The organism is Arthrobacter sp. TB 26 (genome assembly GCF_000427315.1).
GTDB lineage: Bacteria > Actinomycetota > Actinomycetes > Actinomycetales > Micrococcaceae > Arthrobacter.
In genome coordinates this window covers 1-10,850 of the sequence record NZ_AUPJ01000379.1, presented here as the reverse complement: position 1 = coordinate 10,850, position 10,850 = coordinate 1, and the positions used below count along the sequence as shown (strand labels likewise).

General features: G+C 67.0%; 8 protein-coding genes and 1 pseudogene. 3 read left to right on the top strand and 6 right to left on the bottom strand.

Annotated elements, in window-relative coordinates:
- The first annotated feature begins 109 nt into the window (after positions 1–109).
- The gene (locus K789_RS0114750; protein ID WP_024367427.1) at positions 110–343 is read left to right on the top strand and encodes a hypothetical protein; all 234 of its coding nucleotides are present in this window, start codon (positions 110–112) and stop codon (positions 341–343) included.
- 21 nt (positions 344–364) lie between these two features.
- Here the strand turns inward: K789_RS0114750 and K789_RS0114745 are convergent, their stop codons facing one another.
- From K789_RS0114745 to K789_RS0114735, 3 genes are all read right to left on the bottom strand, one after another.
- Complete coding sequence (locus K789_RS0114745; protein WP_024367426.1) at positions 365–2,206, bottom strand: ABC transporter ATP-binding protein; 1,842 nt, start codon at positions 2,204–2,206, stop codon at positions 365–367.
- Between the two features lie 110 nt (positions 2,207–2,316).
- Positions 2,317–3,828, bottom strand: coding sequence for an IMP dehydrogenase (guaB, locus tag K789_RS0114740; RefSeq protein WP_024367425.1), 1,512 nt, complete (start codon positions 3,826–3,828; stop codon positions 2,317–2,319).
- 180 nt (positions 3,829–4,008) lie between these two features.
- Positions 4,009–6,087, bottom strand: a complete 2,079-nt coding sequence (locus K789_RS0114735; RefSeq protein WP_084507580.1) for an acyltransferase family protein — start codon at positions 6,085–6,087, stop codon at positions 4,009–4,011.
- Positions 6,088–6,233: 146 nt separating this feature from the next.
- Between K789_RS0114735 and K789_RS0114730 the strand changes: the two genes are divergently transcribed.
- Positions 6,234–7,202 carry a DUF389 domain-containing protein gene (locus K789_RS0114730; protein WP_024367423.1) on the top strand — a complete coding sequence of 323 codons (969 nt, stop codon included), beginning with the start codon at positions 6,234–6,236 and terminating at the stop codon, positions 7,200–7,202.
- A gap of 124 nt (positions 7,203–7,326) precedes the next feature.
- On the opposite strand, the gene groL is transcribed toward K789_RS0114730, so the two are convergent.
- The 3 genes from groL to K789_RS0114715 form a co-directional block, all read right to left on the bottom strand.
- Positions 7,327–8,937 (bottom strand): chaperonin GroEL, encoded by a 1,611-nt coding sequence (groL, locus tag K789_RS0114725; protein ID WP_024367422.1) that lies wholly within the window; start codon positions 8,935–8,937, stop codon positions 7,327–7,329.
- A gap of 77 nt (positions 8,938–9,014) precedes the next feature.
- Positions 9,015–9,311: a co-chaperone GroES gene (gene groES, locus K789_RS0114720; protein ID WP_024367421.1), complete on the bottom strand. Its 297-nt coding sequence runs from the start codon at positions 9,309–9,311 to the stop codon at positions 9,015–9,017.
- Between the two features lie 218 nt (positions 9,312–9,529).
- Entirely contained in the window at positions 9,530–9,961 is a 432-nt protein-coding gene (locus K789_RS0114715; RefSeq protein ID WP_024367420.1) for a hypothetical protein, read from the bottom strand.
- 57 nt (positions 9,962–10,018) lie between these two features.
- On the opposite strand from K789_RS0114715, the pseudogene K789_RS23235 reads away from it, so the two are divergent.
- Positions 10,019–10,850, top strand: a pseudogene (locus tag K789_RS23235) (SAM-dependent methyltransferase); the annotation flags it as partial.

Genomic DNA, 10,850 nt, shown 5'->3' with positions numbered 1-10,850 from the left:
AACTGGCGGGGATGAACTAGTTTGGGTCGGAGTCCGGCGGGGCTGGAGCCTCACGGCTTGGCCGCGGTTCACCCGCAATCCTCCAGCGCCCGCATCGGATATCCCCCGGGTGAAACAGGGAATCCGGAGCACTGCCGGCATGATCCGGACCATCCTGATCGTCAGCGCGTTGGGTGTTGCCGCGCTGGTGCTCTTCACCCCGAACGGCGGCTCACCGGAAACACTTCCGATGCTGGGCATGCTGGTGATCTGGCCCCTGGGCCTGGCCGCGGGCCTTACCTATACCCAACGGCTCATGATGAACAGCGCCGAGCTCTACGCGCGGTGGCTGGAACACCGCTAGCCCCGGGCGAGCGCTCCCCCGTCAGATCCCTTCGGCCTCGTCCACGGCGAGCTGGGATTCGAACATCCGGAAGTAGCGGCCGCGCAGGGCAACCAGTTCCTTGTGCGTGCCCTGCTCCACGATCCGGCCGTCCTCGAGCATGTAGACGATGTCCGCCTTCTCGATCGTCGCGAGCCGGTGGCTGATGGCGATGATCGTGCTGCTGCGGTCGGCGAAGAGCCGGGTGAAGATCCGGTGCTCCGCGAGGGCATCAATGGCCGACGTCGGCTCGTCCATCACCATGAACGAGGCGTTCCGGTAGAAGTTCCGGGCCATCGCAAGCCGCTGCCACTGGCCGCCTGACAGCCCGCTGCCCTTCCGACCGCGCGGATCCTCCATCCAGTTGCTGACGTGGTTGTCCAGGCCGTTGGGCAGCTTGTTAATGAACTCGAGGGCTTCGGCGTCGGCCGCTGCGCGGCGGATCCGCCCGTCGTCGCGCGGTGCGTCGACGTCCCCGAAGAAGATGTTCTCCGCGGCGGTCGCGAACTCGTACTTCAGGAACTCCTGGCTGAGCACCGCCAGATGGCGGTGCCAGGACTTGACGTCGACGGCGGCGAGGTCGACGCCGTCGAGCAGCACCTGGCCGGAGTCCGGGCGGTAGAGCCCGGCGAGGATCCGGATGAGGGTGGACTTGCCGGCGCCGTTCTCCCCCACGATGGCGATGTGCTGGCCTTCGCGGACGGTCAGCGAGATGCCCCTGATGACTTCCAGCTCGCTGCCGGTGTAGGTGAAGCGGATGTCCCGCAGTTCCACCGTCGTGGGTGCCTGCAGCAGCGGCGGGGCGTGGTCGGAGTGCACCGGCAGCGCCATGAAGAGTTCGTAGTCCTTGAGGTTGGCGAGGTCCTCGTCGATGGAGCTGAGGGAGGAGACCAGGCTGTTCGCGGTGGACAGGGCGCGGCTGACGATCTGCTGGACGTACAGGAACTGCCCCACCGGCTGAGCCCGGGCGATGATCTGCCCGACCACCCAGATCAGGGACACCACCTCGGCGCCGTACTGCAGGGCGTCGGCGGCGAGCTGTTTGGGGATATAGCGCTTCTGGAAATCCAGCCGCCGGCGCTCGTCCGCATCGCGCAGCCGTGAGCGCAGCCCCATGAGGTACCCCACGATCCCGTAGAGGCGCATCTCGGCGATGTGCTGGGGCCGCAGGAGGTTGGTCTCGATCATCCGCCGCTGCCGGCGTGAGTCGATCTGGGTGTTCCAGTGCGCGATCTGCTCGCGCGAGAGCTTGAACTGCAGGTAGACGCTGGGCACGATCGCCACGAGGACGATCACGGCGATCCACCAGCTGACCAGCAGGAGGGCGCCGATGGCGAGGATCACCGAGACCAGCTGCGTGAAGATGGCGGCGATCCGGTCCAGGACCCGGGCGTAGGAATCGGAGAAACGCTTGGCCCGGTCGTACAGGTCCACCGTTTCCTTGTCGTCGTAGCGCCAGAACTCCAGGGCCAGGAACCGCTCGTACATGAGGTCACCCACGATCGCGCCGACCTTGAAGCTCATCAGCTGCTGAATGTACCGGTCCACGCTGCTGAAGGCGCCCCAGAACAGGCCCAGCGCGGCGGTGATGATGACGTAGACAATCGCCTGCTGCCCGGCCGCGGCGTCGCCCGCGTAGGCGGCCGCGAGGGCCGTGGTGGTGAGGGCGGCGAAGTAGGTGGTGACGAGCGGCAGCAGCGCCGAAATCAGCGAGCCCACAACTTTCATCACGACGGCGGCAGGCGAGGCCCGGAAACTGACGCGGAGGACCTGCGCGACCGCCCGGGCGTAGGGCCGCAGCGCCAGTTTGCGCTTCGGCTCACGTGCGGGCAGGAGTTCGGACATGCCTCCAGCCTAGGACACACCGCCGCCCAACTGGCCCGCAGCAGGGGCCGTTATGAGCCGCCAAAACGGCCCCTGCTGCGAGTGAGTTGGGTGAAGCAGGCAGCGCGGGTCTAGCGCGACCCGTAGTTGGGGGCTTCCACCGTCATCTGGATGTCATGCGGGTGGGATTCCTTCAGCCCGGCCGCCGTGATCCGGACGAACTTCCCGCGCGCCTTGAGCTCCGGCACGGTCGGGGCGCCGGTGTAGAACATGGTCTGGCGGAGGCCGCCGACCAGCTGGTACGCCACCGAGGCGAGCGGGCCCCGGTAGGCCACCCGGCCCTCGATGCCCTCCGGGATGAGCTTGTCATCGCCGGAGACGTCGGCCTGGAAGTAGCGGTCCTTGGAGTAGGAGGTGTTCTTGCCGCGGGTCTGCATGGCCCCGAGCGAGCCCATGCCGCGGTAGAGCTTGAACTGCTTGCCGTTGACGAAGATGAGGTCGCCCGGGGACTCGTCGCAACCGGCCAGCAGGGAGCCGAGCATTACGGTGTCGGCGCCGGCGACGAGGGCCTTGCCGATGTCGCCCGAGTACTGCAGTCCGCCGTCGGCGATCAGCGGCACGCCGGCGGGAATGGCAGCCTTGGCGGATTCGTAGATGGCGGTGATCTGCGGGACGCCGACGCCGGCGACCACGCGGGTGGTGCAGATGGAGCCCGGGCCCACGCCGACCTTGATGCCGTCAGCGCCGGCGTCGATGAGCGCCTGGGCGCCCTCGCGCGTGGCGGCCTGGCCGCCGATGATGTCCACGTGGGCCGCGACCGGATCCGACTTCAGCCGGCTGATCATGTCCAGGACGCCCTGGGAGTGGCCGTTGGCGGTGTCCACGAAGAGGGCGTCCACACCGGCGTCGATCAGGGCCATGGCCCGTTCCCAGCCGTCACCGAAGAATCCGATGGCCGCGCCGACGCGCAGCCGGCCTTCGTCGTCCTTGGTGGCCAGCGGGTACTGCTCGGCCTTGGTGAAGTCCTTGGTGGTGATGAGGCCCTTGAGCCTGCCCTGTTCGTCAACGAGCGGGAGCTTTTCGATCTTGTTGGTCGCGAGCTTGTGCGAGGCTTCCTCGCGGCTGATGCCGACGTGCCCCGTGACGAGGGGCATCTTGGTCATGACGTCGCTGACCAGGCGGATCGGGAAGTCTGCTTCCGGCACGAAGCGGGTGTCGCGGTTGGTGACGATGCCAAGCAGCCTCATGCCCTCGTCCACGACGGGCAGGCCGGAGACGCGGTAGTGCGAGCAGATTTCATCCAGTTCGGCGAGCGTCGCTTCCGGGCCGATGGTCAGCGGGTTGGTGATCATGCCGGATTCGCTGCGCTTGACCCGGTCCACCTGGTCGGCCTGGTCGGCGATGGAGAGGTTGCGGTGCACGACGCCGAGGCCACCCTGGCGCGCCATGGCGATCGCCATCCGCGACTCGGTCACGGTGTCCATCGCGGCGGAGAGCAACGGCGTGTTCACGGTGATGCGTTTGGAGATCCGGGAGGAGGTGTCTGCCTCGGAGGGGATGACGTTCGTGTGGCCGGGCAGCAGCAGGACGTCGTCGTACGTCAGTCCGATGAAGCCGAAGGGGTTGTGTTCGGGCTGGGTCATGAGTGCGCCTCTTACCTTGGTTACGGGGTTTCACGGGTAGGGGTTGCAACAGATGACCAGCCCGTCATTACGGGCATGGCCTGTGCAGAAGTGTTGAATAAATACTAGAACCTCGGCGGCGATCCCCATATTCCGGGGCAGTAATGTGAGCAACGGCACCGGCCGCGCGGCGCCGCCGCGTCACGTCCAGCCGGTCGCTGCCAGCAGGCGCTCTTCGAACATGGGGATCATGCTCTGGACATAGGTCTTGGTGAGGTGGTTGTCGTCCTTGTAGACGTACACATTCCCGACGACGGCCGGGCAGATTCCGTCGGCGCAGATGAAGTCGCTCAGGTCCATCAGGTGCAGTCCCGGCACCCTCCCCCGGTACGCGTCCAGGGGCGAGGAGTCGGCCAGGGACTCCTGCAGCGGCACCCTGCACTTCGGGGCATCGGGTCCGTTCTTCTGGACACATTCGGGCATGATCATGTTGAAGCGCGGGTTGTCCCGGATGCCCACCACGTCCATGCCGGCGTCGGTGAAGGGTTTGATGCCTTCAAGGTACTGCGGAACCTCTGTTTCGAAAGGTGCGTCTTTGTGGGTGAGCGAGGCGACCGTGAAAACCGCGTCGGGTTTATGGTCCAGGACGTACTGGGCGCTGGCTGCGTTGAAGGCGTTGCACTCGGCATCCCGGTCCGGGGACTCGCCGCCGAAGCGGCAGTTGCCTTTCAGGAGTGCGACGACTTCCCAGCCGTGGCTTCGGGCAATCGGGCCGAGCGCCGCCATGTACTGCTGGGCGTGGGAGTCACCGAGCACCACAATGCGCTTGGTGACGGTGTCGGGGCGGCTGTTTTGCAGGCAACCGGCGAGCAGCGGATCGCCAGGGACGTTCCCGTCCGTGCACAACCCGTCGATGTCAGCCCACTCACTCTTCATGGCGACCGGAGCCGGGATGATCTTCGCATCAGGCGTCGGCTTGCCCGCATTCTCGGGCGACAGGGCGGCAGCGCCGGGGGTCAATTCCTTCGGCTGCGACGCGGCGACGGCCTCGTCCGCCATGATCTTGCTCTGCCACACGGCCACGGGACCCGCCAGCAGCGCACCGCACGCTGCAATCACGACGGCGGTGCGCCAGACGCGGCGCTGCGGCCAGTGCCACTCGCGCAACGGCTTCTCCACGAACCTTGTGGTCAGCACGGCCAGCACGATCGAGGCGGCCACGATGGCCAGGCCCTGGACCAGGTTCGGCGCGGCAACGCCCATCCCGGCGAGGGCCAGCACCAGCAGCGGCCAGTGCCACAGGTACAGGGCGTACGAGTTGTCCCCGAGGGCCACCAGCGGCTTCCAGGTCAGGAAACGGTCCACGCCGAAGCGGCTGCCGCTTTGTCCGGCCACGATGATGGCGGCCGCGGCCAGCGTCGGCCACAGCGCAATGAAGCCCGGGAAAGAGCGATCCACGGTCAGCACGAGGCCGCAGGAGAGCATCGCGGCGAGGCCGGCCCAGCCGAGGACTACCCGCAGCATTTTGCCGGGCTTGAGGTGCGGCAGCGCAAGGGCCAGCAGCGAGCCGAGCGCAAACTCCCACAGCCGGGTGCGGGTGTCGAAGTAGGCGTGGGACTGGTTGGTGGCCGTCTGCTCGATGGAAAACAGGAGCGACGCAACGAAGATCGCGCCGAAAGCCGCGGCCAGGAGGGCGGCGTAGCCCACCCGGTTGCCCCAAGGGGTCCGCCGCAGGAAGCGCAGCAGCAGGGCGGCGCCGGCAAACACGAGCGGCCAGAGCAGGAACACCTGGCCCTGGATGGACAGCGACCAGAAGTGCTGCAGCGGGCTGGCGCCGGAATGGTCCTGTGCGTAGTAGTCGACGGCGGAGTCCGCCAAGAGCCAGTTCTGCCGGTACAGCAGGGAGGCCCAGGCCTGGTCCAGCACGTCCGGCCACCGGTTCTCGGGAAGGATGACCCGGGTGCCGGCCAGCACGCCAAGGATGACCACGACGACGGCGGGAAGCAGCCGCTTGAGCAGGTGGAGCCAGTGGCTCGCCAGGCGCAGGGGCTTCCCGCCCTCGACCTTGCGGGCGAAGCTGAGGGTCATCAGGAACGCTGAAATCAGCAGGAAGATATCGACGCCGCCGGAGACCCGTCCGAGCCACACGTGGTAGGTGACCACCATCAGGACCGCGAGGGCGCGGAGGCCCTGGACTTCGGGCCGGTAGCTTGAATTTGTGCGCGTGGGAGAACCCGCGTCCGCTGCCTGCGGGGTGGCTATGGTTCGCTCGTTCGACACAAAAGGCCCCTTCAGGCGGTTTCCAAAACATCAATGTTACCGAGCCGTAATTTCTCTGGCCAATCACAGCCGCACGGAGAGCCGCTTGGCCGAGGGCTTCTGCCGTCCCGGAGGCTACCCTGTAACGAGCCAGAGGAGGCCCCATCGTGATCGCAGAGTTGCGCATTTGTGTCCCGGCCGAGTTGTCCGTCGCCGTGATGGACTGCTGCACGGGCGAGCTGGGCGTCGCGGAAGTGTCCCGCCAGCGTGGTGCTTCCGTCCTTCCTCCCGGGGACATCCTCCACGTCCTGCTGGCGCGGGAGTCGGTGGAGCGGCTCGTGGAGAAACTCCACGCCCTGAATGTCCAGGAGCTGGGGTCGATCTCGGTCACCACGCCCGAGCTGGTGCTCTCGGACCGGGCGGACAAGGCCACCGCCGACGCCCCCGGCGAAGGCGCGGACACCGTGATCTGGGACGAGGTGTCCCGGCAGACAGGCGAAGACTCGCGGCTCACATGGAGCTATCTGGCGTTCCTGATCCTTGCGACCCAGCTGGCGGCCATCGGGATCGTCACCGATTCGACCATCGCCATTGTCGGGGCCATGGCGGTGGGACCGGAATTCGGTCCCTTGGCGGCGCTGGCGGTGGCACTTGTGCGGCGGCAATGGCAGCTGGGGCGCAGTGCGGCGCTGGCGCTCGGCATCGGTTTCCCGGTGGCCATGCTGGCGGCTGCCCTCACCGCGTGGCTGTCCGTGCCGCTGGGCCTCTTTCCGGCCGACGTGCTCGACCGCGGATCCGCAGTGGATTTCATTTACCACCCCGGCCCCTATTCGCTCATCGTTGCCGTGCTGGCCGGGACCGCGGGGATGCTGTCCGTGATCAGCCGGCGGTCTGCTGCCCTGATCGGGGTGTTCATCTCCGTGACGACGGTCCCGGCCGCGGGGTTCGTGGCTGTGGCGCTGGTCCTGGGCGAATACCAGAAGGCGGCCGGTTCGGCCCTTCAGCTGGGGCTGAACCTCGTGGGAATCGTGGCGGCCGCGGTTGCCGTGCTGGTCTTCTACCGGCTCGTCACCAAGCGCCTTCCGCGGGGCGCCGCACTGCGGCTGCGGCGGAAGGCCACACGGTCCGGGGGCTGATCCACGCCGATGGGGCCAGCGGAGGCGAACAAACAAAAGACCGGACCAGCTGGTGCTGGTCCGGTCTTTTATTGTGCTGGTCCTGGTGAAGCCGCGGCACCCGTGTAGGAGCCGCCCGTGAACCTTAGTGCTGGTGGCCTGCGTGCTGGTCTTCGTCGGCAGGCTTTTCGACCACGAGGGTTTCCGTGGTGAGCACCAGTGCCGCGATGGAAGCCGCGTTGCGCAGGGCCGCGCGCGTCACCTTTACGGGGTCGATGACGCCGGCAGCGATCAGGTCTTCATATTCGCCGGTCTTGGCGTTGAATCCCTGGTTGTTGGCGGATTCGGCGACCTTGGCGACGACGACGTAGCCGTCGAAGCCGGCGTTCTGGGCGATCCAGCGCAGCGGCTGGGTCAGTGCCCGGCGCACGATGCCGACAGCGGCAGCCGCGTCGCCTTCGAGGGCCTTGACGGCGGGGTCCTCGTCCAGCGCCTTGAGGGCGTGGATGAGGGCGGCGCCGCCGCCGGCGACGATGCCTTCTTCAAGGGCAGCGCGGGTCGAGGACACGGCGTCCTCGATACGGTGCTTCTTTTCCTTGAGCTCGACCTCGGTGGCTGCGCCGACCTTGATCACGCCGATGCCGCCGGCCAGCTTGGCCAGGCGTTCCTGCAGCTTTTCTTTGTCCCAGTCGGAGTCGGTGCGGGTCAGCTCGGCGCGCAGCTGGGAAACCCGGGCTGCGACGTCCTCTGCCGAACCGGCGCCGTCAACGATGGTGGTGTTGTCCTTGGTGACCGTGATGCGCCGGGCGGTACCCAGCACCTCCAGGCCGACCGTGTCCAGGCTGAGGCCCAGTTCCGGCGAGACAACCTGTGCGCCCGTGAGGGTGGCGATGTCCTGCAGCATGGCCTTGCGGCGGTCGCCGAAGCCCGGCGCCTTGACGGCGACAACGTTCAGGGTGCCACGGATGCGGTTTACGATGAGCGTGGACAGCGCCTCGCCCTCGACGTCCTCGGCGATGATGAAGAGCGGCTTGGAGCTCTGCAGCGCCTTTTCCAGCAGCGGCAGGAAGTCCTGGACGGAAGAGATCTTGCCCTGGTTGATCAGGATCAGTGCGTCTTCGAGGACTGCTTCCTGGCGTTCCGCGTCGGTGACGAAGTACGGGGACAGGTAGCCCTTGTCGAACTGCATGCCCTCGGTGAGGACCAGTTCGGTCTGCGTGGTGGAGGATTCCTCAATGGTGATCACACCATCCTTGCCGACCTTGCCGAAGGCCTCGGCCAGGAGCTCACCGATCTCGTCGCTCTGCGCGGAGATGGCTGCGACATTGGCGACCTGGTCGCCGGCGACCGGGCGGGCGTTTTCGAGCAGCCGGGCTGCGACGGCCTCAACAGAGACCTCGATGCCGCGCTTGATTTCGCCCGGGGCTGCGCCTGCCGCCACGTTGCGGAGGCCTTCCTTGACCAGTGCCTGAGCCAGGACGGTAGCCGTGGTGGTGCCGTCACCGGCAACATCGTTGGTCTTGGTGGCGACCTCCTTGGCAAGCTGCGCGCCAAGGTTTTCGTAGGGATCGTCGAGTTCGACTTCGCGGGCGATGGTCACACCATCGTTGGTGATCGTGGGGGCGCCCCACTTCTTGTCCAGCACGACGTTGCGGCCGCGGGGGCCAAGCGTCACCTTGACCGTGTTGGCGAGCTTATCGATGCCGGCTTCAAGCGACCGGCGGGCAGCGTCGTTAAACGCAAGCTGCTTTGCCATGGTTTTGTCCTTTCAAAGACAGAACCCCGCGCAGCTGACCCGTCTGAAAAGGATCTGCGGCGCGGGGTCCAAGAGAGTTACTTTACGACGATCGCCAGAACGTCGCGGGCGGAGAGCACGAGGTACTCGGTGCCGCCGGTCTTGACTTCAGTTCCGCCGTATTTGGAGTAGATAACTACGTCGCCGACGGTGACGTCGATCGGAACGCGGTTGCCGTTGTCGTCAAAGCGGCCGGGGCCTACTGCAACAACTTCGCCTTCCTGCGGCTTTTCCTGCGCGGAGTCCGGGATAACCAGGCCGGAAGCCGTGGTCTGCTCGGCTTCGAGCGGGCGGACAACAATACGATCCTCAAGAGGCTTAATAGAGACCGACAATGACCTCTCCTTTTCGTCAGCAAATTCGTGGACATTAAAGCTGTGGGGCCAAGGCGTACAGACCGTCGTCGCGGTGCCGGCAGCAGCCTGGCTGGTAAAGCTTCAGGTGTTAGCACCCTCCTAGGGAGAGTGCTAATGACGACTCTATGTAAGGAGTTAGCACTCGGTCAAGGCGAGTGCCAGAAATTCGTCATGGGTGAACGCTGCACCGCGGCCGGCTACTGTCCGCCGAGGTCCTCGAAGTCCACGTCCTCGCCGTTGTCCTCGCCGCGGGCTCCGGGTTCGTTCCGGTGTCGGTACAGCACCAGTCCGCCCGCCGCGGCCAGGGCAACGCCAGTAACCAGGAAGGCAATGCCGCCGGCGCGGACCGCAGCGTAGTTCTCGCGGATGGCCTTGGCCTCGTCGGTGGCATCGGTGACGTCCTTGCCGCCGACGGAATACACGGTGGCGTTGAAGGAGTCCAGGAAGAAGATGATGACCAGGAGCGCCACGCAGACAACGGCGATGGCAGTGCCCGCGACCAGCGCCGGCCGGGCGTAGCGGGCGAGTCCGTGGCGGCCGGGACGGCCGCTGTCGGCCTCCGGCCGGGCGGCGTCGTCTTCCGGGTATTCTGCATCCGTGCCGCTGTCTGCCATGCCGCTGTCATCCATGCCGTCAAGCCTATCGGGCGCAAGTCCCCAACGACTCCCTGAACTAGGCTTGATGCCATGGCTGACGCACCGCAGGACCAGATCGCACCGCTTCTCAACCCCGAGGGCTGGGAGTTGCTGGCGTCGCTGGGCCCATACCGGGAGGACGAGGCGTTCCGCCTCAACGCCTCCCTCCGGAAGGCCGGCCACTCCCCCGAGCTCGTCTCCGCCGTGCTCACCCAGTCCCGGCTGCGGACCAGGGCCGAGGCCAAGTTCGGCGAGTTCGCCCGGCAGATGATCTTCACCCAGGCGGGCCTGGAGCAGGCCACCCGACTCACCGTGGCNCGGCCCGCCACGCGCAGCGTTTCGCCGAGGCCGGCGTGCAGCATGTGGCGGATCTCGGCTGCGGCCTGGGTGCCGATGCCATGGCACTCGCCTCGCTGGACATCACGGTCACGGCCGTGGAAAAGGACGAGACGACGGCGGCCTGCGCCACGATGAACCTGATCCCGTTCCGGAACGCCACGGTGGTCCATTCCGATGCAACGACGGTTTCCCTCGACGGAATCGACGGCGTCTGGCTGGACCCGGCGCGCCGCACCACCTCCACGTCGGGCACGAAGCGGCTCTGGGACCCGGAGGACTTCTCCCCGCCGCTGTCCTTCGCCGAGTCCCTGGCCGGCACCGGCCTGGCCGTGGGGGTGAAGATGGGCCCGGGCATGCCGCACGACTCGGTGCCCGGGGATTGCGAAGCCCAGTGGGTGTCGGTGGGCGGGGACGTCACCGAAGTGGCGTTGTGGTTCAACGCGGTCCGGCGTCCCGGGATCCGGCGCGCGGCCCTCCTGCTCGGGCCCGCAGGCGCGGCGGAGCTCAGCAGCGCCGAGGACTTCGGCGGCGGCCCGGTGGCCCC